The 22,977-nt window shown below is 74.1% G+C and carries 26 protein-coding genes; 9 read left to right on the top strand and 17 right to left on the bottom strand.

Features of this window, described 5'->3' with window-relative positions; all coding sequences use genetic code 11:
- Window positions 1-157 precede the first annotated feature (157 nt).
- Both ACWDNY_RS03955 and ACWDNY_RS03950 read right to left on the bottom strand, forming a co-directional pair.
- Entirely contained in the window at window positions 158-1,138 is a 981-nt protein-coding gene (locus tag ACWDNY_RS03955; protein WP_451644116.1) for an asparaginase, read from the bottom strand.
- A 74-nt stretch (window positions 1,139-1,212) separates the two neighbouring features.
- Entirely contained in the window at window positions 1,213-2,013 is an 801-nt protein-coding gene (locus ACWDNY_RS03950; protein ID WP_451644115.1) for an RsiG family protein, read from the bottom strand.
- A 282-nt stretch (window positions 2,014-2,295) separates the two neighbouring features.
- Between ACWDNY_RS03950 and dtd the strand changes: the two genes are divergently transcribed.
- The gene (dtd, locus tag ACWDNY_RS03945) at window positions 2,296-2,721 is read left to right on the top strand and encodes a D-aminoacyl-tRNA deacylase (RefSeq protein ID WP_451644114.1); all 426 of its coding nucleotides are present in this window, start codon (window positions 2,296-2,298) and stop codon (window positions 2,719-2,721) included.
- A 37-nt stretch (window positions 2,722-2,758) separates the two neighbouring features.
- On the opposite strand, the gene ygfZ is transcribed toward dtd, so the two are convergent.
- The 6 genes from ygfZ to ACWDNY_RS03915 form a co-directional block, all read right to left on the bottom strand.
- A complete protein-coding gene (ygfZ, locus tag ACWDNY_RS03940; protein WP_451644113.1) occupies window positions 2,759-3,733 on the bottom strand; it encodes a CAF17-like 4Fe-4S cluster assembly/insertion protein YgfZ in 975 nt (324 codons plus the stop codon).
- Between the two features lie 10 nt (window positions 3,734-3,743).
- Window positions 3,744-4,181 (bottom strand): Fur family transcriptional regulator, encoded by a 438-nt coding sequence (locus ACWDNY_RS03935; RefSeq protein ID WP_451644112.1) that lies wholly within the window; start codon window positions 4,179-4,181, stop codon window positions 3,744-3,746.
- A 93-nt stretch (window positions 4,182-4,274) separates the two neighbouring features.
- Complete coding sequence (locus tag ACWDNY_RS03930) at window positions 4,275-4,850, bottom strand: FABP family protein (protein WP_451644111.1); 576 nt, start codon at window positions 4,848-4,850, stop codon at window positions 4,275-4,277.
- Between the two features lie 238 nt (window positions 4,851-5,088).
- Window positions 5,089-6,057: a hypothetical protein gene (locus tag ACWDNY_RS03925; RefSeq protein WP_451644110.1), complete on the bottom strand. Its 969-nt coding sequence runs from the start codon at window positions 6,055-6,057 to the stop codon at window positions 5,089-5,091.
- Window positions 6,054-6,803 carry a hypothetical protein gene (locus tag ACWDNY_RS03920; RefSeq protein WP_451644109.1) on the bottom strand — a complete coding sequence of 250 codons (750 nt, stop codon included), beginning with the start codon at window positions 6,801-6,803 and terminating at the stop codon, window positions 6,054-6,056. Before ACWDNY_RS03920 ends, ACWDNY_RS03925 begins: the two co-directional genes overlap by 4 nt.
- A gap of 275 nt (window positions 6,804-7,078) precedes the next feature.
- Window positions 7,079-7,912, bottom strand: coding sequence for a hypothetical protein (locus ACWDNY_RS03915; RefSeq protein ID WP_451644108.1), 834 nt, complete (start codon window positions 7,910-7,912; stop codon window positions 7,079-7,081).
- Window positions 7,913-8,120: 208 nt separating this feature from the next.
- Here ACWDNY_RS03915 and ACWDNY_RS03910 point away from each other — a divergent pair, with 208 nt between their 5' ends.
- Window positions 8,121-8,483 carry a DsrE family protein gene (locus ACWDNY_RS03910; RefSeq protein WP_451644107.1) on the top strand — a complete coding sequence of 121 codons (363 nt, stop codon included), beginning with the start codon at window positions 8,121-8,123 and terminating at the stop codon, window positions 8,481-8,483.
- 317 nt (window positions 8,484-8,800) lie between these two features.
- Here the strand turns inward: ACWDNY_RS03910 and ACWDNY_RS03905 are convergent, their stop codons facing one another.
- From ACWDNY_RS03905 to ACWDNY_RS03870, 8 genes are all read right to left on the bottom strand, one after another.
- Window positions 8,801-9,058: a DUF3099 domain-containing protein gene (locus ACWDNY_RS03905; protein ID WP_451644106.1), complete on the bottom strand. Its 258-nt coding sequence runs from the start codon at window positions 9,056-9,058 to the stop codon at window positions 8,801-8,803.
- Between the two features lie 143 nt (window positions 9,059-9,201).
- Entirely contained in the window at window positions 9,202-9,489 is a 288-nt protein-coding gene (locus ACWDNY_RS03900) for a DUF1416 domain-containing protein (protein ID WP_006139129.1), read from the bottom strand.
- Between the two features lie 35 nt (window positions 9,490-9,524).
- Entirely contained in the window at window positions 9,525-10,370 is an 846-nt protein-coding gene (locus ACWDNY_RS03895) for a sulfurtransferase (RefSeq protein WP_451644105.1), read from the bottom strand.
- 147 nt (window positions 10,371-10,517) lie between these two features.
- Window positions 10,518-10,598, bottom strand: a complete 81-nt coding sequence (locus ACWDNY_RS03890) for an Ms5788A family Cys-rich leader peptide (protein WP_350751515.1) — start codon at window positions 10,596-10,598, stop codon at window positions 10,518-10,520.
- Between the two features lie 213 nt (window positions 10,599-10,811).
- Complete coding sequence (locus ACWDNY_RS03885) at window positions 10,812-11,549, bottom strand: LmeA family phospholipid-binding protein (RefSeq protein ID WP_451644104.1); 738 nt, start codon at window positions 11,547-11,549, stop codon at window positions 10,812-10,814.
- Window positions 11,550-11,776: 227 nt separating this feature from the next.
- Window positions 11,777-13,243 carry a hypothetical protein gene (locus tag ACWDNY_RS03880; protein WP_451644103.1) on the bottom strand — a complete coding sequence of 489 codons (1,467 nt, stop codon included), beginning with the start codon at window positions 13,241-13,243 and terminating at the stop codon, window positions 11,777-11,779.
- A gap of 3 nt (window positions 13,244-13,246) precedes the next feature.
- Window positions 13,247-13,501 (bottom strand): MoaD/ThiS family protein, encoded by a 255-nt coding sequence (locus tag ACWDNY_RS03875; RefSeq protein WP_451644102.1) that lies wholly within the window; start codon window positions 13,499-13,501, stop codon window positions 13,247-13,249.
- A 43-nt stretch (window positions 13,502-13,544) separates the two neighbouring features.
- Complete coding sequence (locus tag ACWDNY_RS03870; RefSeq protein WP_451644101.1) at window positions 13,545-14,528, bottom strand: alpha/beta hydrolase; 984 nt, start codon at window positions 14,526-14,528, stop codon at window positions 13,545-13,547.
- A 254-nt stretch (window positions 14,529-14,782) separates the two neighbouring features.
- Here ACWDNY_RS03870 and ACWDNY_RS03865 point away from each other — a divergent pair, with 254 nt between their 5' ends.
- From ACWDNY_RS03865 to mshD, 7 genes are all read left to right on the top strand, one after another.
- Entirely contained in the window at window positions 14,783-15,604 is an 822-nt protein-coding gene (locus ACWDNY_RS03865; RefSeq protein WP_451644100.1) for a response regulator transcription factor, read from the top strand.
- Window positions 15,605-15,689: 85 nt separating this feature from the next.
- The gene (locus ACWDNY_RS03860; RefSeq protein WP_451644099.1) at window positions 15,690-16,712 is read left to right on the top strand and encodes a LacI family DNA-binding transcriptional regulator; all 1,023 of its coding nucleotides are present in this window, start codon (window positions 15,690-15,692) and stop codon (window positions 16,710-16,712) included.
- Between the two features lie 617 nt (window positions 16,713-17,329).
- Window positions 17,330-18,493 carry a S1C family serine protease gene (locus tag ACWDNY_RS03855; RefSeq protein WP_451644098.1) on the top strand — a complete coding sequence of 388 codons (1,164 nt, stop codon included), beginning with the start codon at window positions 17,330-17,332 and terminating at the stop codon, window positions 18,491-18,493.
- 38 nt (window positions 18,494-18,531) lie between these two features.
- Complete coding sequence (locus tag ACWDNY_RS03850) at window positions 18,532-18,783, top strand: hypothetical protein (RefSeq protein WP_451644097.1); 252 nt, start codon at window positions 18,532-18,534, stop codon at window positions 18,781-18,783.
- Window positions 18,784-18,911: 128 nt separating this feature from the next.
- The gene (locus ACWDNY_RS03845) at window positions 18,912-19,646 is read left to right on the top strand and encodes a response regulator transcription factor (RefSeq protein ID WP_451644096.1); all 735 of its coding nucleotides are present in this window, start codon (window positions 18,912-18,914) and stop codon (window positions 19,644-19,646) included.
- Window positions 19,643-21,094: a HAMP domain-containing sensor histidine kinase gene (locus ACWDNY_RS03840; protein ID WP_451644095.1), complete on the top strand. Its 1,452-nt coding sequence runs from the start codon at window positions 19,643-19,645 to the stop codon at window positions 21,092-21,094. Before ACWDNY_RS03845 ends, ACWDNY_RS03840 begins: the two co-directional genes overlap by 4 nt.
- 354 nt (window positions 21,095-21,448) lie before the next feature.
- A complete protein-coding gene (gene mshD / locus ACWDNY_RS03835; protein ID WP_451644094.1) occupies window positions 21,449-22,369 on the top strand; it encodes a mycothiol synthase in 921 nt (306 codons plus the stop codon).
- Here mshD and ACWDNY_RS03830 read toward each other — a convergent pair.
- Window positions 22,309-22,734 (bottom strand): hypothetical protein, encoded by a 426-nt coding sequence (locus ACWDNY_RS03830; protein ID WP_451644093.1) that lies wholly within the window; start codon window positions 22,732-22,734, stop codon window positions 22,309-22,311. The genes mshD and ACWDNY_RS03830 overlap by 61 nt on opposite strands.
- Window positions 22,735-22,977 lie beyond the last annotated feature (243 nt).

Below are 22,977 nucleotides of genomic sequence, written 5' to 3'. Positions count from 1 at the left end.
TCGACCGTATGCGGCCGCGAGTGAAGGTGTCGCGGGTATTTTCCCGCCCGCCCGGCCCCGCCGGGCCGCCCCCGTCCGCGCCTCGGCCGTTCCCGGCCTTCCGGGGACCTCCCCACGGCCCGCGGAACGGCGCGCCGCTCCGGCCGGCGCCCCGGCCTCAGAAGGCCGCCCGTATCTCCCCCACCTCGCGGCCGCCGCCCAGCAGGGGCGCGTGGCCGATGCGCCGCAGGACCGGGGCGTCCACGCCGAGCAGGGCCAGCGCGCGGGCCAGGACCGGACCGAGGGCGCGTGTCGCGCCGTCCTCCACCTTGAAGGCGAGGGCGCGGCCGTCGGGCAGGGCGACCGCCTGGACGGCCTCCGCGCCCATCTTGGACAGGGCGCCGGGCACCTCCCGCATCAGCCAGGTGTCGGGGCGGCGGGTGCCGGCGACGTACTCCGGGTGGGCGCGCATCGCGTCGGCGACCCGGCGCTCGGCGGTGCCGGGCGCGGCGAGGACGAAGGAGCGGAACGCGCGCGCCAGACCGGTCAGGCCGATCGCCATCAGGGGCGCCCCGCAGCCGTCGGTGCCCGCGGCCGCCACCGGCTCGCCGGCGGCCTCCTCGACCACCTCGTGGATGAGCCGCTGCAGCGGATGGCCGGGATCCAGGTAGGACTCCAGCGGCCAGCCGCGCCGGGCGCACACCGCCAGCATGGCCGTGTGCTTGCCCGAGCAGTTCATCACCACCCGCTCGGGGACCCCGCCGGCGGCCAGGTAGGTGTCCCTCTCCTCCGGGTCCAGCGGGAGGTCCGGCGGGCACTGCAGCCGCTCCGGGGTCAGCCGGTACTCGTCGAGCATCTTCTGCACCAGGTCGCGGTGGAAGGTCTCCCCCGAGTGGCTCGCCGCCGCGAGGGCCAGCCGCTCCCCGTCCAGCTCCAGGCCGGCGCGCAGCACGCCCGCGGCCTGCATGGGCTTGTTGGAGGAGCGCGGGAAGACGGGCGCGGCCACGTCCCCCAGCGCCAGCTCCACCGACCCGTCCGCGTCCAGCAGCACCAGGCTGCCGCGATGCCGTCCCTCCACGAAGCCGGAGCGCACCACCTCGGCGAGGACGGGCGGCACCGCGGCGGCGGACGGGGAGGACAGGACTGCGGACGCGGACATCGACGGTGGCCTTCCGGGCTGGGACATGCGGAGACCCGCCCGGAGCGGGGCCCGGGGTCTCCGGGCCGCCCGCGTCACATGAGCAGGTCGTCTACTTGCGCTTCCCCTTCACGGTACCTGCGCGCGATCTCCGCGCTGCAGTCGTCGGCCGTCCGCTGCAGCCGCTGCCGCCGCCGGGACACCTGCTGCTCGTAGCCGACCAGGCGCCCCATGGCCGTGCCCAGCTCCATGTCGGTGCGGGCGCCGAGGTCCGACAGCTCGACCTCGCCCAGCATGTCCGCGGCCAGTCGGCGGTACTCCTCGCCCTGGGGGGTGCCGAGCGTCACATGCCGCGCCGAGGAGCGGTGCCGGGCGGGCGCGTCCCGGAGGATCCGCGCCAGCCGCTCGACCACGGACGTCTCGCCGGCCGGCACGACCGGCGCCGGCCCGCGCCGGGCCGCGAGCTCCGCACGCAGGATGTCGATGCGCCCCTGGAGCAGCCTGCGCACATAGCTGAGGTCGGCCTCGTCGCGCTGGGCCTGCCGACGCAGGGCGCGCACCTCGGGCAGGCTCAGCACGGCCAGGTCGTACTCGGGCGGGTCCACGCTCAGGTCGGGCCCGGGCGGGTCCACGCTCAGGTCGCGGCCGGCCGCCTGCGCCGGATCCGGCGACGGGGGCGGGGTCGCGGCCGGCTCGGCCCGGGGCGTCTCCCGCGGCGCGGGCGCCGGGCCGGACCCGGGTGCCTCCGACGGGTCCAGGTGCGGGTCGCGCTCCGTCAGGTCCACGGTCAGCCGCGGGCTGTCGGTGCGCTGCACGGGCGGCCGGTGGCTCTCCGGGCCTCCCGCGCGGGTCAGCGAGACCGCCCGGAGCGTCTGTCCGGTACTCGATGTGCTCATGTGCCTCTACCGTCCCCTCGACCGGCGCGTACGGAAGCGGCCGGCTCGTACGGAAGCATCGTGCCACCAGAGGTGGCCGCTATGTGACCTAGTGCCCGTGAACAGCCCCGGATGGGGGGTTGGGAAGTAGTGTGGAGCACTTTACGTTTCGGCCCGAAACGACCGGCTCGGCGGCGCGGACACCCGGGCCCCGGCACGCGGACCCGGCACCCGCGCCGTGAGGTCCGGCCGCCGGATGGGTCCGGCCGCCGGGTGGGTCCGGTGACCGGCATGATGGTCGGCATGCGTGCAGTGGTGCAGAGGGTCGACGGCGCGAGCGTCGTCGTCGACGGCGAGACGGTGGGGGCCATCGAGGGCGAGGGGCTGTGCGTCCTGGTGGGGGTCACCCATGAGGACACCAAGGAGAAGGCGGCGCAGCTGGCCCGCAAGCTGTGGTCGATCCGGATGCTGCACGACGAGAGGTCGTGCAGCGACACCGGCGCCCCGCTGCTGGTGATCAGCCAGTTCACGCTCTACGGCGACGCCCGCAAGGGCCGGCGTCCCACCTGGAACGCCGCCGCCCCCGGCGACGTCGCCGAGCCCCTCGTCGACGAGGTGGTCGCCCAGCTGCGGGCCTTGGGCGCGACGGTGGCCACGGGCCGGTTCGGCGCGCGGATGCGGGTGTCGCTGACGAACGACGGCCCGTTCACGGTCCTGCTGGAGATGTGACTCCGGTCGGCGCCCCGGGGCGCCGGCCGGATGCGGACTACGGCTCGACGACGACTTCCTGGGCCGCCGCCGTGTCGCCGGCCAGCAGCCGCGCGTCCACCGGCACGTTCCGCTTGAGCAGCGCCAGGGCGACCGGACCGAGCTCGTGATGGCGTGCGGACGTGGTGACGAAGCCGACCTTGCGGCCCTCCGGACCCTCGCCGGCGAGCCGGATCTCGGTGCCGGGGACCGGCAGGTGCACCTCGCTGCCGTCCAGGTGCAGGAACACCAGGCGGCGCGGCGGCTTGCCGAGGTTCTGCACCCGGGCCACGGTCTCCTGCCCGCGGTAGCAGCCCTTCTGCAGGTGGACGGCGGTGCCGATCCAGCCCAGCTCGTGCGGGATGGTGCGGTGGTCCGTCTCGAACCCGAGCCGCGGACGGTGCTGCTCGACGCGCAGCGCCTCGTGGGCGAGGATCCCGGCGGGCGGACCGTGCCGGCCGAGGTCCGCCGCGTACGACTCCAGGTCCGCGCGGGGCAGGAAGAGGTCGCGCCCGTAGGCGGTCTCCCGGACGACGACGCCCTCGGGGACCTCGGCGATGGAGCCCGCGGGCAGGTGCACGACCGCGTACTCGCCGGTGCGGTCGGCGACCTCGACCCGGTAGAAGAACTTCATCGACTCCAGGTAGGCGATCAGCGCCTGCTCCGTACCGGGCTCCACGTGCGCCCAGACGGTCTCGCCGTCGTCGACGAGGTACAGCGCGTGCTCGATGTGGCCGTGCGCGGACAGGATCAGCGCCTCGACGGCCTGGCCCGCGGGCAGCTCGCTGACGTGCTGGGTGAGCAGCAGGTGCAGCCAGCTCAGCCGGTCCGCACCGGAGACGGTGACCACGCCGCGGTGCGAGAGGTCGACGAAGCCGGTGCCCTCGGCGAGGGCACGCTGTTCGCGGAACAGATCGCCGTAATGGGCGGCGACGCCTTCGTCCACGCCCTCGGCGGGCACGGCGCCGGGCAGGGACAGCAGGGGGCTCTTCATGAAACCAAGCCTAAGACGTACCTGTTGAACTCTTGAGCGAGCAGTCCTTGCAGCGGCCGAAGATCGCGAAGTGCTTCATGTCGGTCTCGAAGCCGAACTCCTCGCGCAGCTTCGCGGTGAACTCGGCGGCCACCTGGAGATCGGCCTCGATGACGTCGGTGCAGTCCCGGCAGACCAGGTGGAGGTGATGGTGCCGGTCCGCCAGGTGGTACGTCGGCGCGCCGTGGCCGAGGTGGGCGTGGCTGACCAGACCCAGCTCCTCCAGGAGCTCCAGGGTCCGGTACACGGTGGAAATGTTGACCCCCGACGCCGTCTTCCTCACCTCGCTGAGGATGTCGTCGGGGGTCGCGTGCTCCAGGGTGTCCACGGCTTCGAGCACGAGTTGCCGCTGCGGGGTCAGCCGGTAGCCGCGCTGCCGCAGGTCAGTCTTCCAGTCGGTGCTCACCACAGGAAAAGTCTAGGGCCTGTCGCGGAAACGGCCCCGGCGCCCGGAGGGGCGGCCGCTTCCACGGCAGGCCCTGTGACGAGCCGGCGGAAGGACTCACTTGAAGAAGGCGATTCCGTCGTCCGGCAGGTCGTCGGGGAGGGCCTTGGCCCAGCGCTCGACGTCCTCCGGGGTGACGACCTTCTTCAGGTGGGCCGACATGTAGGGGCGCAGCTCGACCTCGGGGGTCTGCTTCTCGCCGACCCACATCAGGTCGCTCTTGACGTAGCCGTACAGCCGCTTGCCCCCGCTGTACGGGCCGGAGGCCGCGGTGCGCGCCACGGCGTCGGTGACCAGGTCGATCTGCGGCTTCTTCGCGGCCATCTCGCCGTACCAGATCTCGACGACACCGTCGTTCCGGACCATCGTGACCTCGACCTTGCGGTCGGCGTCGATGCGCCAGAAGCCGTGCTCGGTCTCCAGCGGCCGCACCTTGTTGCCGTCCTGGTCGAGGACCCACGTGTGCGAGTGGTACTCCAGGAAGTCCCGGCCGTCGTGCGTGAAGGTGACCTCCTGGCCGAAGTTGCACTTCTCGGAGCCGGGGAAGTCGTGCACGCCCGCGCCGGCCCAGTTGCCGAGCAGGAAGGCGAGGGGGACCAGGTCCTTGTGGAGGTCGGACGGGATCTCGATCATGAGCAGCTCTTCGTCGTGGCCGTGGGAAGGGGAGGCGGTCAGCGCTGGCCCTGGTACAGCTTCTTCACCGTCAGCCCGGCGAAGGCGAGGACGCCGACGCAGACCAGGACCAGCAGGGTTTCGAAGAAGATCTCCACGGGGTGCTCCTCGGTTGGGCAGGGTGCGGTTCGTGCACAGGGCCGGGCCCCAGCTTAGTCGGCCGGGGCCCGGCCCTCCGTGTGAGGTCCGCCCGCACCGTTCAGGCGAGGAGCTGGCTCTGCAGCGTCACCGTCTGCTGGAAGGGCACGGCGGCGGCACCGCCCTTGCGGGACTGCACGATCACGGCCAGGACGTCCCCCGCGTCGACGTAGGCCTGACGCATCTGCTCGGCCCCGTACGGCTTCACCTCGGTGTAGGCGCTGCGGTCGATCCCGCCGCCGACCTCGGCGTCGGTCGGGAAGGTGTCGTCGAACTCGGTCGCCTCGCCCCCGCGCGCGGCGTACTTCGGCTCCGGGAAGCCGGCGAGCTGCCCGTAGACCTCGTGTGCGACGCGGCCGGTGTCGAACTGCAGCAGGTACACGCGGGTGCGGGTGCCGTCGGCGGTGGTCCAGCCGCGGGCGGCGACGTGCCGCAGGCCGCGGTCGGTCAGCACCTGGCTCACCTTGTCCTGGTCCTTCTTCGACGCGTACAGCGACAGGAAGTCCTTCTTGGCCAGCCAGCCGCCCGTGCCCCGCAGCGCGGTGTCCTCCGCCGCCCCCGTGGGCGCCGGCAGGAGCAGCGCGCGCAGGTCCGCGTAGTGGGCGTCGGCCAGGTTCTCCGGGGAGAACGGGCCCGGACGGCCGGAGGGCAGGGGCGGCCTGGTGATCTCCGGGTACGGCCAGCGGCCGTCCGACTCGGTGGCGAGGCCCGGTACGTCCGTGCGGTCCATGCCCGTGATCCCGTACGCCGTGCCGGCGCCGACGGCGGCGAAGACCACGGCGACCGCTGTCCAGCGCAGGACGGCCCGCAGGACCCGCCGGTCCTTCGGGGCGGCCTGGGCGGGGGCTTCGGCCGTGCCGGCGGTGCCGGCGGTGGCCGCGCCCTCCGGCGCACCGGTCGCGGCCACGGCGGGGGCGGGGTCCGCGGGGGGCTGCGCGGTGGGGGTCCGCTCGGGTCCCGCCGCCGACGTCTCGGTCCGGGGCTGCGTCTCCCGCTGGGGCTGCGGTTCCGTCTGCGTCTGCTCGGTCATACGGCCTGTCCAGGGTCGTCGATGCGGTCGAGTTGTGCGGCGAGGAACGCGGCGACGGCCTGCGCGTCGACGGGACCGGGCCCGCTCACGGTGGCGTTCACCAGGATGTCTCCCTGGTAGGCCGAGCAGAAGACGCCGTCGACGGGGTGCTTGTCGTGGCTCTTGGGCGTCAGGAAGCACCGTGCGTTCTCGTGGCCCTTGACCTTCGGGCCCTTGCGGAAGACGTCCGTGGCCGCGAGGAAGGAGGTGAAGGACTCCGACATGTCGCGCACGGTGCGACGGTTCTCCATCCGCGACAACGTGAGGTCGACGGTGAACAGGTTGTCGTCGAACTCGTTGCCCACGCGGACGAGGTAGCTGCGCATCGCCATGCCCCGGATGTGCTCCCGGTCGATCAGCCGCTCCACCTTCCGCCGCGTGGAGGACGGCAGGTCCTTGACCGACTCCTTGCGCAGGGCGGTGGCCTGCTGTCCGCTGAACTCGGCGTCGGCGCCGAACTCCGCGAGGTCGGGCCCGCGCTCGTACCCGTTGACGCCGAACGGCAGGAACAGCTCCCGCAGTGCGGGACCGCCCCTCGTCTTCGCGTCCTTCGCACCCTGCTGGTCCTGCGCGGAGAACTTCCAGGTGGGCTTGCCGGGGTCGCGGTCGGCGTCCTGCACGGTGACGACCGTGTAGCCGACGCCGCCGACGAGCGCGCAGGCCAGCAGGGCGGAACCGGCGACGGCGGCGGCACGGCCACGACGCACGGGCCGGCGCGCGGAGGTGGCGGCGCCGGCGGTGGTCGCGGCCGTCCCGGCGGTACCGACGGCCTCAGGCGTCCCGGGCGTCCCAGAGGACTGAGGGGTACCGGGGGTCTCTGCGATCCCGGCTGTCTCCGAAGTTCCAGGGGTCTCGGAGGCCTCAGGGGTCCCAGCAGCCTCCGTCGTCCCGGAGGTCCCGGCAGTCTCGATCGCCGCGTCCGGCGCGACGGTTCCAGTGTTCCCGGAGGTCCGGGACGTCTCGGGGGTCTCGGGGGTCCCGCTCACAGCTTCGCCACCTGCCGCTCCGCCAGGTCCATGATCTCCGCCTTGGGGATCGGCTTGATGTCGGAGACCCAGATCTCCATGCACACGTCGCCGCGCCAGGCATGCGCCTCGGCCGAGTACACCGGGAGGAAGCCCGGCTTCCGCTCGGGCTCGTCGTGGACGTAGGCCGTGCCGTTGTCGTCCCCGGGGCCGGGGACGGGCCAGCTGCGCGTGTCGTCCTCCTGCTCGGCCCAGTAGTGGTTCTTCGTGGCACGGTCCTCCGCGCCCAGGAACTCCTCCTGGCGGAACTGCACCAGGCGGATCTCCACCACGTGCGCCCGGCCCACCTGCCACATGACCGTGGCCGCGCGGCGGAACTCCTGGTCGGCGAGGTCGACGAACGCGCCGGACGGCTCCTTGAACTGATCCGCGTACTCGGCCAGGTCCGCCCAGCCGTCGCTGCCCAGGGAGATCCCGGACTCCCGCGCGCCCCTCGGACGCTCGATCAGCAGCTTGCGCAGGTCGCCGTCGGTCCTGACGCGGCGGTCCTGAGCGGCCGACAGCGGCTCGACCTCCCCCTTGGCCTGCCTGACGACGGGCTGGGACAGCGAGGGCAGCTTCGTGGGCTCCCGGTCGGCCTGGATCAGGTAGCCGGTGCAGGTACCGGCCGCGACGCCGAGCACGGCGGCCGCGGCGACCATCAGCGTGGTGCGGCCCCGGCGACGCGCGCGGGGCGCGTCCGCGCCCGGCGCGCCCTCGACGCCCTCGCCGGACGCCGATCCGCCGCCCGGCGTCCCGTTGTCGCCGTGCGCGTCCGTACGGGGCTCGTCGGACGCGTCAGGCGGGTTCAACGCACCGGACGCAGCCGGCAGTTCCGGCAACAGCGCCGCACTCTGCCGATGCGGCGGCATCTCCGGTGCTCCGACCGGCTCCTGCGCCCTCTCGGGTTCTTGCACAACGTCCCCCCTCAGAACGTGAAGCGCGCGTTCCGTATGCGCGCTCCACGGGAGACCCGTGGACATGCCAAGCAGTTGCGCCGGAGTTGATTACGATTCGGCCATGGCGAAGAAGCTCGTGATCAAGGTGACGGCGGGGGCCGATGCCCCCGAGCGCTGCTCGCAGGCGTTCACCGTCGCGGCGGTGGCCGTGGCCAGCGGTGTGGAGGTCTCCCTGTGGCTGACCGGGGAGTCGTCCTGGTTCGCCCTGCCGGGGCGGGCCGCCGAGTTCGAACTCCCGCACGCGGCGCCGCTGCCCGACCTGATCGACTCGATCCTCGCGGCCGGACGCGTCACCCTGTGCACCCAGTGCGCGGCCCGCCGGGGGATCACGGAGAAGGACGTCGTCGAGGGCGTACGGATCGCGGGTGCGCAGCTCTTCGTGCAGGAGGCGATGGCCGAGGAGACGCAGGCGCTCGTGTACTGAGACGGGGCGGGAACCGGCCCCACCGGCGCCGCCCGCACGCTCGGGTGACCCGACCGAGCCGGGGTTCGCCGGCAGCGGACGGCGACTGACCGGCTCAGGCCAGTAGCGACCAGTGCCGCGGCAGGCGACGTTCACCCGTCAAGGAGCGGCGTCCGGTGCGTGCTTGCTCCCGGCGTGCCCGCCGGACGCCCTCATACTGGCTGCACTTGGGCTTCCGGCCGGTGCGGCGAGTGGGGGTACCCCCTGCTCGAGCGGAGCCGAGAGCTGGGGGGAGCGTGCCGGGCGTCGCGACGGGGCGAACGTCGCCTGTCGCGGCACTAGTGGCGCTTCCTGCCGTCCAGCTCGTCCCACCAGTCGTCGGACTGCGGGTCGCCCGAGGGGTCGTCCCACCAGCGGTCGTCCGGGCCGCGCCGGTTGGCGACCACGGCGGCGAGCGGCGGGATGACCATGGCCACCACGCACATGGCGACCGCGGCCGGGACCGACCACAGGCGCACGACGCCCCAGGCCAGGACGAAGAGCGCGATGCAGACCCCCATCATGGCGAAGTACACGTGACGCCTGCGTGCGTACATACCCTCCAGCCTAGGTCGGCCGGGGCTCTCCGACCCGGACGCGTGCCCGCCGGGGGCCGGGCAGGCCGAAGGGCCGCACCCCAGGCGTCCAACCCGAGGAGTGCGGCCCTTGCGCCGTGCGAGCGGCCGTCGGACGGTCCGGCTCAGACCGCGATCGCGACCTCCGCCAGGCCGCCCTGCTGGGCGACGACGGTACGGTCGGCGCTGCCGCCGGGAACGAGGGCGCGGACGGTCCAGGTGCCCTCGGCCGCGTAGAAACGGAACTGGCCCGTGGCGGAGGTGGGGACCTCCGCGGTGAACTCACCGGTCGAGTCGAGCAGCCGGACGTAGCCCGTCACGGGCTCGCCGTCGCGGGTCACCTGCCCCTGGATCGTCGTCTCACCGGGCTTGATCGTCGAGGCGTCCGGGCCGCCGGCCTTCGCTCCACACATGTGTCTCTCCAGAGTCCTGAAAGGTCGAAACGGTCTTACTTGCCGGAGCCGAGCTCGATCGGCACGCCCACCAGGGAGCCGTACTCGGTCCAGGAGCCGTCGTAGTTCTTGACGTTCTCCACGCCCAGCAGCTCGTGCAGCACGAACCAGGTCAGCGCGGAGCGCTCACCGATGCGGCAGTAGGCGATGGTGTCCTTGGCCAGGTCGACGTCCTCGGCGGTGTAGAGCTCCTTGAGCTCCTCGTCCGACTTGAAGGTGCCGTCGTCGTTGGCGTTCTTCGACCACGGGATGTTCCGGGCGGTCGGCACGTGGCCGGGACGCTGGGACTGCTCCTGCGGCAGGTGGGCCGGTGCGAGCAGCTTGCCGGAGAACTCGTCGGGCGAGCGGACGTCGACCAGGTTCTGCGAGCCGATCGCGGCGACCACGTCGTCGCGGAAGGCGCGGATGGAGGCGTCCTGCGGCCGGGCCTTGTACTCGGTCCGCGCGCGCTCGGGGACGTCGGCGCCGTCGACCAGCTCGCGGGCGTCGAGCTCCCACTTCTTGCGGCCGCCGTCGAGGAGCTTGACGTCCTGGTGGCCGTAGAGCTTGAAGTACCAGTAGGCGTACGACGCGAACCAGTTGTTGTTGCCGCCGTAGAGGACGACCGTGTGGTCGTTGGCGATGCCCTTCTCCGACAGGAGCTTCTCGAAGCCCTCCTGGTCGACGAAGTCACGGCGGACCGGGTCCTGCAGGTCCGTGGTCCAGTCGATTCGGATCGCGTTCCTGATGTGGTTCTTCTCGTAGGCGGACGTGTCCTCGTCCACCTCGACGATGGCGATGCTCGGGTCGTCCAGGTGTTCCTGGAGCCAGTCGGCGTCGACCAGGACGTCGCTGCGGCTCATGCTTCTCTCCTCCGGGGCAGGTGCGGCGGGCGTGCGAGTGCGAATGCGAGGGGGTGCGGGTTGCGCGGTGCCGGTCCGACGGACGCGGCGCACGACGGCCCAGGGCCGGATGGCAGGGCCGGGCTACGCGGGAGGCCGGACTCCCGCTCAGAAGGGGCGACAGAGCATGGCGGCCACGCGGCAGAGGTCCACTGCCCGCCGCTTCGTGAGATCCGCCTGTCGCTTCATGAGCCCGATCGTAGGGAGGAAGAGGCGGGCATGTCACCGCCGTGTCGCATATCGAGACGAGATTGTCCGCACTTTGGGATGCGCGAGCCGTGACGGCCGCCCCGGGGCGGTTCTCGGGCACCGGCTCCGCTGCCGGCCGCTGCGCCTCGGACGGGGGCGTCTCGCCTGTCGGACGCCCGCCGGCGCCTCCGGACACCCCGCCCGCGGCTCCGTCTATCCGGCGAGCCGGACGTCCGACCCCTTCACCGTGATCTCGAGGCCGTTCCGGCCCGCCCGCACCTTGTCCAGCGCGATGCCGCCGGGCAGCCGGTCGATCGCCTGCTGGAAGTCGGTGATCCGGCGGACGCGGTTCTCCGCCAGGTCGACGCCGCCGAACCGGGGCAGGGAGTCCGCGTTCACCTCCAGCCTGCCGTCCCGGACCGCGACCGTGCTGAGCACCTGGACCGGCTCGGGCAGCTTGGCGCCCAGCACGGTCGCCTCGACCGCCACCTTGATCTTGCCGTTGCCGCCGTCGGAGAGGCCGATCACCCGGGCGGTCACCCCGGGCGCCACCTGGGTGGGCTCGGAGTTGGCGGTCTTGAGCAGCTCCTCGTAGGAGATGGTCGCCGTGCCGGTGGCGGTGGCCGCGGTGGCGGAGCTGTAGTCGCCCGAGAACTCGACGCCCCTCATGTCGGCCCTGAGGTCGTCGAGGCGGATCGTCCGGTCCCCCTTGCCGGTGGCCGCCCGGTAGTCGTCCATGCCGACCTCGACGTCGTCCAGCTCGCCGCCCACCACCTGGGTGAGGAAGGGGAAGCCCTTGATGGACACCTCGGGCGTGGTGGTCAGGTTCTCGCTCGTCCTGAGCCGGTCGGCCACCTCACCCTCGGCGAAGTGCACCGCCACCCGGTCGGCGGCCACGAACAGGCCGCCCAGGATCACGACGACGATCAGAAGTATTCGCAGTGCACGCATGCGGTGCTCCCCCACCTAGGCGGCTTCGTGGACGTCGGCCACGGTAACCCCGTACGCGGACGTGATCGCGAAACTGTCGATCATCTGTGACAGGGCGGCCGCTGCCCGGGGAGCCAGAGGCTCCACCCGGGAGCATCCAGGTCCGGCCCGTCCGGCGGCCTCCGGGACCTGGTGCGGAAGCGGCCCCGTCGGCCGGAGGCCGGGGGCCGCTTCCGCCACTGCGGGCCTCAGTGGCCCAGCACCCGTCCGAGGAGCCACACCGCCGGTGCCGCGGCCGCCAGCGGCAGCGCGACACCCGCCGTGAAGTGCACGAACCGCGAGGGGTAGTCGTAGCTCGCCGCCCGATGGCCGATCAGCGCGCACACCGCGGCGCCGGCGCCGAGCAGCGCGCTCCGCCCGTCCAGCCCGGTCATGCCGCCGACCGCGATACCGGCTCCCGCCGCCGCGAGCAGCGCGACGACCACCGAGGCCGGCGTGGGCAGCGGCAGCGCCCGGGCCAGGACGGCCACCGCGACCGCCGCCGTGCCGACCGCCACCGCGTCCCCGGCGGCGGCCAGGTAGCCGGTCGCGACGACCGCCAGGGCCGCCGCGGCGACGGTCGCCATCAGGCCGTACATGCGCTCGTCCGGATCGGCGTGCGACCGCAGCTGCAGCACCAGGGACAGCAGTACCCACACCCCGAGGGTGCCGAGGATCGCGGCGGGCGCGTGCGCGCGGCCCGTGACCAGCACCGCGGCGTCCGCGACGAGCGCCCCGGCGAAACCGAGCGCGATGCCCTGCCGCGCCGGCCACATGCCGTTCAGCCGGAACCAGCCCGCCGCGGTCACGGCCTGCAGGACGACGAGCGGCACGAGCAGCGCGTACGTCCCGAGCTCCGCCGTGCCGGCGAGCAGCAGCCCCAGCAGCGCCGTGAGCGCGGCCGGCTGCATCCCGGGCTCGATGATCGGCGAGCGGCCCTCGGCGCGGGCCCGCTGCGCGTCGGTGACGCGGGTGTTGCCGGCCAGGGTGGCCGGCCCGTAGGCGGGTTCCTGCTCCGCCGTCGCGGAGGGGGCCGCGGAGGCCTGCGGGGGCGGACCCGGGGCGGGGGCCGCGGAGGCGAACCCCGCCGCCCGACCGCCGGCCGCCGGGGCGCCGTGGGCCGCGTGCCCGGTGGCCGGGGCGCCGTGGCCTGCCTGCCCGGCCGCCGGAGCGCCATGAGCCGCCTGCCCGGTGGCCGGGACGCCGTGGGCCGCCTGGGGGTACCCCTGCGCGGACACCGGCGGCAGGTACGCCGTCTCCGCCGCCGCGGCGACCGGCGGCTGGACCTGCGTCTCCCAGGTCTGCCCCTGCCACTGCTGCGTGTGCTCCCCGCCGGCCTGGGGTCCGCCGTACGGGTGACGCCCCGGCCATCCCTCCGGCTGCGGCTGCGCGTGGCCCGGCGCCGCCGGACGGGGCTGAGCCGGTGCCTGCGGATACTGCCGGCCCTGCGGGTGGGCGTGCGGCTGGGCGTGGCCCTGCGGCTGATACGGCTGCTGGGCGTGGCCCTGCGGCTGAGGCTGGGCGTACCCCTGCGACGGCGGCTGCGGGGGCTGGGTGTACCCGTGCTGCTGCGGCCCGCCGTGTCCCTGCGGCGGTTGCGGCTGGTCCTGCGGGTACTGCTGCGTGTGCGGGTCGTAGCCCTCGTGCGGGGGCCCGTCATACGGCCGGTCGGTCATCGCTCACCCTCCTGCGAACGGGGGGAGCACCTCGACCGTGCCGCCCTCGGTCAGCCGTACCGTCTCATGTCCGCGGGTTCCCACGGGGTCGCCGTCGATCAGGAACGAGCAGCGCCGCAGGACGCGGGTGAGCTCACCGGGGTGCCGCTCGCGCACCGCGTCGAGCGCGCCGGCGAGCGTCGACGCCTCGTACGGCTCCTCGGCGACCCCGGCCGCGGCCTTCGCCGCCGCCCAGTAGCGCACCGTGACCCTTGCCATCCCGTCCCTCATCACTCGGCAGTGAACACCGTCAGCCGTCAGGCTAGACCCTGTCGTCAAACCCACGTCGTCGCCCGAGGGGCGGCCCCGCGACGTCGGCTGCGTGCTCTCGGCGTGCCGGGCCCTGGTACGACAGGGGCTGACCCGCCCGGGTCGCGACCCAGTCGCCGACGCGGCGCAGCAGGTCCTCACCGGCCGCGTGCTCGGCGTGGCCCATGCCGGGCTCCACCCAGAGCTCGCCGTGCCGGCCGGCGGCCTCGGCCAGCATCCGGGGATGGTCCAGGGGGAAGTAGGCGTCCCGGTCGCCGTGCACGACCAGCAGCGGCTTGGGCGCGATCCGCGGGACCGCCTCCACCGGTGAAAGGGGCGTCGGGTCCCAGTCGCGGTGATGGATCCTCGTGCGCAGGCCGTAGCGGCCCACCAGGCGGCCCGCCGGGCGCGTGACGAGCCAGTGCAGCCGGCGCATGGGGGCCGTGCCCCGGTAGTACCAGCGGGCCGGGGCGCTCACCGACACCACGACGTCCGTGTGCGGTCCGCCGCCGTCCGGGTTCCTCGGGCCGTCGTCCTCCCGGTACAGGGCCGCGTGCCGCAGCACCACCGAGCCGCCCATGGAGAAGCCGACGGTGGCCACCCGCGCGTGCCCGAACCCTCGGGCCCAGGACACCGCCGCCGCCAGGTCGAGCACCTCGCGGTCCCCGACGGTCGACCGCCCGCCGGAGGCGCCGTGGCCCCGGAAGGAGAACGTGACCACGGCCCCGTAGGACGCAAGGACCGCCGCGATCCGGCGCACGTGCGGCTTGTCCAGGTCGCCCGTGAAACCGTGCGCGACCACGAAGACCAGGTCACCGGCGGGTGCCGCCCAGGTGCCGGCGGAACGGCCGGAGGCGGTGGCACCCGGGTCGTAGGCGGCGTCGACGGTGACCCCGTCCGCGGTGCGCAGGGACGCCCTGACCCGCGTGGACGGGCCCGTCCCGGAGGCCGGGACGACCGACGAACGCGTCACATGTCCTGCCGTATCCGAGCTCATGTCGGCTATTCTGCTGCGTAGAGGACTCGGGCAGCGACGCCCCCGGGTCCTTTCGTGCTTCCGGGAGCGTTGTACAGGAGGCGGGAGACCGCCGGTGTACGGGGCCGTCGACCGCACGGCGGGTCCCAGGGGCGCGGGATTCGCACCGACCGTACGAGGCAGTGCCGCCACGTCCTCGCAGGGACCGAGGAGGGACCGAACGCCATGGGCAAGCGAACCGTGCACCAACCCAGGACGACCCTGGCAGGTGGCCGATGAGTTCTCTGCTGCTGCTGACCAACGCCCTCCAGCCGTCGACGGAGGTGCTCCCCGCTCTCGGCCTGCTGCTGCACTCCGTGCGCGTGGCCCCGGCCGAGGGACCCGCTCTCGTCGACGCCCCGAGCGCCGACGTCGTGCTGGTCGACGGCCGCCGCGACCTTCCGCAGGTGCGCAGCCTGTGCCAGCTGCTGCGTTCCACGGGCCCGGGGTGCCCGCTGATCCTCGTCGTGACGGAGGGCGGCCTCGCGGCCGTCACCGCCGAGTGGGGCGTCGACGACGTACTGCTCGACACGGCCGGACCGGCCGAGGTCGAGGCGCGGCTGCGGCTGGCCGTCGGCCGGCAGCAGATCGTCAACGACGACTCCCCCATGGAGATCCGCAACGGCGACCTGTCGGTGGACGAGGCGACCTACAGCGCCAAGCTCAAGGGCCGGGTGCTGGACCTCACCTTCAAGGAGTTCGAGCTCCTGAAGTACCTCGCCCAGCACCCGGGACGGGTCTTCACCCGCGCCCAGCTGCTGCAGGAGGTGTGGGGCTACGACTACTTCGGCGGCACCCGGACCGTCGACGTCCATGTGCGGCGGCTGCGCGCCAAGCTCGGCCCCGAGCACGAGTCGCTCATCGGCACCGTCCGGAACGTGGGTTATCGATTCGTGACACCGGAGAAGGCGGACCGCGGGGACGCCGACCGCTCCGGCGATCGCGACGGCCGGCGTGACACGAAGGCCACGACGGGCCGGCCAGAGCGGGACAATCGGAGCAACGGGGACGGCGCGGCCGCTCCGATCGCCGCCGCGGAGGCCCGCGCGGAGGCGTAGCGGGCGTCACGCAGGTCCCCGCCGGTGTGAGACCGGGGTCTGAAACGCCCTGCCCGGAGGGGGTCCATCCGCGTAGACTCCGCGCGTGGCCAAGGTGACTCGGGATGATGTGGCGCGGCTGGCGGGGACCTCCACCGCCGTTGTCAGTTATGTCATCAACAACGGACCCCGGCCGGTCGCCCCGGCCACGCGCGAGCGTGTCCTCGCCGCGATCAAGGAGCTGGGGTACCGGCCGGACCGGGTCGCCCAGGCGATGGCCTCGCGGCGCACGGACCTCATAGGCCTGATCGTGCCGGACGCCCGCCAGCCCTTCTTCGGGGAGATGGCGCACGCCGTGGAGTGGGCCGCGGCCGAGCGCGGCAAGATGGTCCTGGTCGGCAACTCCGACTACGTCGCCGAGCGCGAGGTGCACTATCTGCGGGCCTTCCTCGGGATGCGCGTGTCCGGGCTCATCCTCGTCAGCCACGCGCTCAACGACCTCGCCGCCGCGGAGATCGACGCGTGGGACGCCCGGGTGGTGCTGCTGCACGAGCGGCCCGAGGCCATCGACGACGTCGCCGTCGTCACGGACGACCTGGGTGGCGCGCAGCTCGCCGTGCGGCACCTGCTGGAGCACGGCTACGACTACGTCGCCTGCATGGGCGGCACCGTGGACACCCCGGCGGTGGGCGACCCCGTCTCCGACCACGTCGAGGGCTGGCGGCGCGCCATGGACGAGGCGGGCATCCCCACGGAGGGGCGGCTGTTCGAGGCGCCGTACAACCGGTACGACGCCTACCGGGTCGCCCTGGAGATCCTCTCCGGGCCCCACCGCCCGCCGGCGGTCTTCTGCTCCACCGACGACCAGGCGATCGGCCTGCTGCGGGCGGCGCGGGAGCTGCGGATCGACGTGCCGGGCGAACTGGCGGTGGCCGGGTTCGACGACATCAAGGAGGCGGCGCTCGCCGACCCGCCGCTGACGACGGTCGCCTCGGACCGGTCGGCGATGGCGCGGGCCGCGGTGGACCTCGTCCTCGACGACGGGCTGCGGGTCGCCGGGTCCCGCCGGGAGCGGCTGAAACTGTTCCCGTCCCGGCTGGTGGTGCGGCAGTCCTGCGGGTGCGCGTGACGCCGGGGCGGGCTCGGTAGCGGCGTCCGGCCGCGAGCCGTCCGCCCACGGACGGCTCGCGGCCGGACGTGTGCCCTGCCCGGACGCGCGCTGCCGGACGTGTGCTCCGCCCGCGCCACGCGCGGGGCCGGGCCGGGGCCGTACGTCCGCCGAGCCGGAGTCCGGCCGGGGCGCTCCGGAGTCCGGCCGGGGCGCTCCGCAGTCCGGTCGGGGCGCCTCCCAGTGCTCGGCCGAGGGCGCACCCCAGTCCGCATCGAGGCTCCCGGCCCCGGCCGGGGCGCTCCCAGTGTTCGGCCGAGGCGCTCCGCAGTCCGGCCGGGGCACTCCGAGGCTCGGCCGGGGGCGCTCCGCAGTCCTAGCTGAGGCTGCTCCCGAGTCCGGACGAGGCCGCTCCGAGGTTCGGCCCAAGGCCTCCGCGGCTCCCCCAAGGCCTCCGGGTCCCGGCCCAGGGTGCGACGAGGCCCGGCCCAGGGCGCTCGGCAAGGCCCACCCCAGGGCGCCCGGCGAGGCCCGGCTCAAGGGCGGTCCGGGTGTCTTCATATTCGGCATACGAGGTTCTGCCGGGCTTCTCAGCGGGGACTCAGGCGTCTTTCATGATCACGGGACACTCTCATGACATGACCGAAAGCATCCGCCGCAGCGGCGAGTACGAGCACTCCCGGGGGAACGGGGACCAGCCGTCCGCAGCCCCCCGGCAGCAGCACGCCTCCTCTCCCGTGAACCCGGAGTGGCCGCCCCCGCCGGCCTACGACCCGCCGCGGCCGGTCGCCGCCGATCCGGCAAACACCGCGTGGGCGTCCCGGACGGCCGCCCACCCCGGGCCGGCCGCGTACGCCGACAGCGCCGGCCACGGCGTCCACGGCGGCGACACCGCCGTCCTGCCGGCCGTCCCCGCGCAGCCCGCGCCGAACAAGCGCGCCGGCGGACCGGTCGCCCTGCTCGCCGTCGTGGCTATCGCGGCCGCGGCCGTGGGGGGCGGCACCGCCTACGCCTTCCAGGAGCTGACCGGCACGGACACGGCCGCGGTCGGCAGCAGCGGCAGCAACGTGGTGCCGTCGAGCCAGCGGGGCAGCATCGCGGCGATCGCCAAGGCGGTCAGCCCGAGCGTCGTCGAGGTCAGGTCCGCCTTCGGCGCGGGCACGTCCACCGGGTCCGGCGTGATCGTCACCAGCGACGGCGAGATCCTCACCAACAACCACGTCGTCGCCGGCGCCTCGTCGGTCAGGGTGCGCACCAGCGACGGCAAGGCGTACACCGCCGGGGTCGTCGGCACCGACAGCTCCAAGGACCTCGCCCTGATCAAGCTCAAGGGCGCCTCCGGGCTGAAAGCCGCGGCCCTCGGCGACTCCGGCACCGTGCAGGTCGGCGACCAGGTCGTGGCGATCGGCTCCCCCGAGGGCCTGACCGGCACCGTCACCAGCGGAATCGTCTCCGCCGTCGACCGCGACGTGACGGTTCCGGCCGACGAGGACCCGAGCCGGGGCGACCAGGGCGGCGGCCGGTGGCCGTTCCAGTTCGGCGGCCGGGAGTTCAACGGCGACACCGGATCGTCCACCACCACCTACAAGGCGCTCCAGACGGACGCCTCCCTCAACCCGGGCAACTCCGGCGGCGCGCTGATCGCAGCGAACGGCACGGTCGTCGGCATCAACTCCGCGATGTACTCGGCGGTCTCCGACACCAGCTCCGCCGGAGCCGGCAGCGTCGGTCTGGGCTTCGCCATCCCGATCAACACCGTCAAGGCCGACCTGGCCGAACTGCGCTCCGGCTCCCAGAGCTGAACGCACGGACGACCGGCCCTTTCGAGAAGGAGAACGACATGATCCAGCAGGTGATGCACGAGACCACCGGCACCATCGTCACGACCGACCCCGCCCGCGTCGCCCTGTCCCCTTCCGTGACGGACGAGCTGCCCCGCCCGGCGACCCGGACGCCCGACGCTGCCCGGAGCCCCGAGACGGCCCGGACCCCCGAGGTGGCGGTCCCGGAGCTGATGGGACTGCGCACCTCCGCCGTCCGCCACCACCGCCACAAGGTGCCGCTGAGGCGGCTGACGGCCGTTCGGGGCTGAGCCCCGCCGGCCCGTGCCCCTCGGGGGCGCCCCCGGGGGGCGCCCCCCGTCCGCATCACCCCGGTACCCCCGAAACATGCGAGGCTGAGATTCGTCCCGTACCCCACCGCCCCGAGGAACAGCGAGCGATGAGCCCCGCAGACGGCGACCGTGACCCCCAGCGCATCCTGATCGTCGACGACGAGCCCGCGGTGCGCGAAGCCCTCCAGCGCAGCCTCGCCTTCGAGGGATACGACACCGAGGTCGCCGTCGACGGCGCGGACGCGCTGGAGAGGGCCACCGCGTACAAGCCCGACCTGCTGGTCCTCGACATCCAGATGCCGCGCATGGACGGCCTCACCGCCGCCCGCCGCATCCGCGGCACCGGCGACACGACACCCATCCTCATGCTGACGGCCCGCGACACGGTGGGCGACCGGGTCACCGGGCTGGACGCGGGCGCCGACGACTACCTGGTCAAGCCGTTCGAACTCGACGAGCTGTTCGCCCGCATCCGCGCGCTGCTGCGACGCAGCTCCTACGCGGCGGCCGTGGCGGGCGCGGCCGACGACACCGACGTCCTCGCCTTCGCCGACCTGCGCATGGACCTCGCCACCCGCGAGGTCACCCGCGGCGCGCGGCCGGTGGAGCTGACCCGCACGGAGTTCACGCTCCTCGAGATGTTCATGGCCCACCCGCGCCAGGTCCTCACCCGGGAGCAGATCCTCAAGGCGGTCTGGGGCTTCGACTTCGAACCGTCGTCGAACTCCCTCGACGTGTATGTGATGTACCTGCGCCGCAAGACCGAGGCGGGGGGCGAGCCGCGGCTCGTGCACACCGTCCGCGGCGTCGGCTACGTCCTGCGCCAGGGCGGCGCCGAGTGAACAGGGCGGTACGCCGGTTCCGCTCGCTGCCGATCCGCTCCCGGCTGGCCCTGCTCGTGGCGGCGGCGGTGGCGTTCGCGGTCGCGGCGGTGTCGGTGACGTGCTGGTTCGTGGTCCGCGACCAGTTGCTGAAGCAGATCGACGACCGGCTGGTGAACTACAACAGCCGCCTGCTGAGCGACGAGATGCCGGGGATCGTCGCCAACTGCGGCGGGGCGGCCGGCGGCTCCGCCCCGGACCGGCGGACCCAGTTCTACTACTACCTGCAGGTGGTCACGGACAGCGGCAAGTCCTGCTCCGTCCCCGGTTCCGTCGGCGAGCTGAGGACGACGGCGACCGACCGGAAGGCCACCGAGAACACCGACCCGCGCCTGCGCTTCCTCCACGACACCACCGACACCCGGGGCAACGACGTCCGGGTGGCCGCCATGGCCGTCCCCGCACCGGGCCCGGGCGACCAGGTCTACGCGGGCGTCGCCCTCGTGGTGGGCGTGTCCCTCGAGGAGACCCAGAACACGCTCAAGGACCTCGCACTGCTGCTCCTGCTGGTCTCGGGCGTCGGGGTCGTCGGTGCCGGGGCCGCGGGCCTCGCGGTCGCCCGTGCCGGGCTGCGGCCCGTCGACCGGCTCACCGAGGCGGTCGAGCAGGTCGCCCGCACCGAGGACCTGACCATCCGCATCCCCGTGGAGGACGCCAGCGAGGACGAGGTCGCCCGCCTGTCGCACTCCTTCAACTCGATGACGTCGGCACTGGCCAGCTCGCGGGACCTGCAGCAGCAGCTCATCGCGGACGCCGGCCACGAGCTGCGCACCCCGCTCACCTCCCTGCGGACCAACATCGAACTGCTCACCCGAAGCGAGGAGACCGGCCGCCCGATCCCCGAGCCGGACCGCAAGGCGCTGCTGGCGTCGGTGAAGGCGCAGATGACGGAACTCGCCGCGCTGATCGGTGACTTGCAGGAGCTGTCCCGGTCGGAGGGGCAGCGCGGCGAACGCGTGCAGGTGGTCGCGGTCCACGACACCGTGACGGCGGCGCTGCGGCGGGCCCGGCTGCGCGGACCGGAGCTGACGATCATGGCGGACCTGGCCCCCTGGTACAGCCGGGCGGAGCCGTCCGCGCTGGAACGGGCGGTAGTCAACGTCCTGGACAACGCGGTGAAGTTCAGCCCGGAGGGCGGCAAGGTCGAGGTCGTCCTCGACCGGGGCGTGCTGACCGTGCGGGACTACGGGCCCGGCATCCCCGCCGAGGAACTCCCGCACGTCTTCGACCGCTTCTGGCGCTCGCCCGGCGCGCGGGCCCTGCCGGGCTCCGGTCTCGGCCTGTCGATCGTCGCCCGCACGGTCCAGCAGGCCGGCGGCGAGGTGTCCCTGGCCCCGGCCGACGGCGGCGGCACGGTGGCGACGCTTCGCCTGCCGGGCGCACCGACCCCGCCGCCGGAGGTGCCGTGACGGCGACCCGCCCGCGGAACCGGCGACGCGGCGGGCCGACGGACGCGGGACCGGCGAGACGGCGGGCCCACGGACGCGGGACCTGCGAGACGGCGGGCCGGGGGTGCGGGACCTGCGAAACCCGGCACGACCACCGACCCGGGACCCGGACAGGCCGCAGACCCCGGACCCGCGGAACCCGGCCCGACCACCGACCCGGGACCCGGACAGGCCGCGAACCCCGGACCCGCGAAACCCGGCCCGACCACCGACCCGGGACCCGGACAGGCCGCAGACCCCGGACCCGCGGAACCCGGGCGGGCCGCCGGCGCACGGCGGGGCTGCTCGGGACTGCGGCGCCTTACCCTCATACGCATGACCAGCGACGACCCCGCACCGATCGCCCGCTCCATCGAGACCCTCGGCGCGCTCTCCCCGGACCAGGCCGAAGCCGTCCTCGCACTGCTGGCGGACGCCGCCCGCGCCGACGGTCAGCAGGCGGTGTCCGAACAGGGCCGGCTGCAGCTGCGCGGCGGCGCCCGCACGGGCGTCTCCCATCTGCTCCTGACCGTCGCCGGCGAACTCGTCGGCTACGCCCAGCTGGAGGACACCGACCCGGTGGAGGCGCCGGCCGCCGAGCTGGTCGTCCACCCGGCCCACCGCGGGCACGGGCACGGACGCGCGCTCGGTATGGCGCTGCTCGGCGTCTCCGGCAAGCGGCTGCGGGTGTGGGCGCACGGCGGGCACTCCGCCGCCCGGCACCTCGCCCAGGTGCTCGGACTGACCCTGTTCCGCGAACTGCGCCAGATGCGTCGGCCGTTGAGCCACTTCGCGCTGCCCGACCCGGTGCTGCCGGACGGGGTGACGGTGCGCACCTTCGTCCCGGGCCAGGACGACGCCGCGTGGCTGGCCGTGAACGCCGAGGCGTTCGCGCACCACCCCGAGCAGGGCGCGCTCACCCAGCGGGACCTCGACGACCGCAAGGCGGAGGCCTGGTTCGACCCCGACGGCTTCTTCCTCGCCGAGCGCGAGGGCCGGCTCGTCGGCTTCCACTGGACCAAGACCCACGCGCGGGAGCGGCTGGGCGAGGTGTACGTCCTGGGCGTCCGCCCCGGGTCCCAGGGCGGTGGCCTCGGCAAGGCCCTCACCGTGATCGGCCTGCGTCACCTGGCGGACCGGGGCCTGCCGACGGCGATGCTCTACGTCGACGCCGACAACAAGGCGGCGGTGTCCGTCTACGAACGCATGGGCTTCGTCACGTACGAGACGGACCTGATGTACCGCACGGAGACCTGACCGCCCCCGGCCGGTCCGGCCTCAGCCGCCGGACGCGCCCGCGGCGGACCGGCGGCGGAGGACTGACCCTCGCCGGAGGGCCGACCGGCGCCGCAGGGGCTCCGGCAGGCACAGCCCCAGGTCAGCACGGCCAGGGCGAGGACCGCCGCCCGCCCTCCGTGGGCGGCCGCCCGGTTCGGGTCCTTCGACACCACCAGCAGGCTCCACCGGCGCGGCGGCAGCAGCGCGGCGAGGGCCCGGGCGAGCTGCGTGAGCGCCGTGCGGTCGCCCGGCCGGGTCGTGGCGCCCAGCCGTATCGCGGCCGCGGCCAGGGCCGACGCGCACGCGGCGATCGCGGCTGCCTCCAGCGTGAGCGCGCCGGCCACACCGCGCCCCGGCCGCCCAGGGACCCCGGCCGCCGCGGCCCCCGCGAGCCGCCCCCCGCTGTCCCGCACGTCACGTCGCCGTAACCGCCGGTTCAGACGGGCTTGCGACGCTCGGCGAATGAAGCCCGCCGTGCCAGCGCCTTCGCCGCCCCCGGAGGGGGCCGCCGGGAACGGGGACGCTCCCGCCCGCCGCCCGCGGCCCCGGCCGGCCGCGGAGTCCCCCGCCCCCGCGCCCGCCCGCGC

It is taken from the genome of Streptomyces sp. NPDC003697, assembly GCF_053587115.1.
This window is presented reverse-complemented; position numbering and strand designations above follow the sequence as displayed.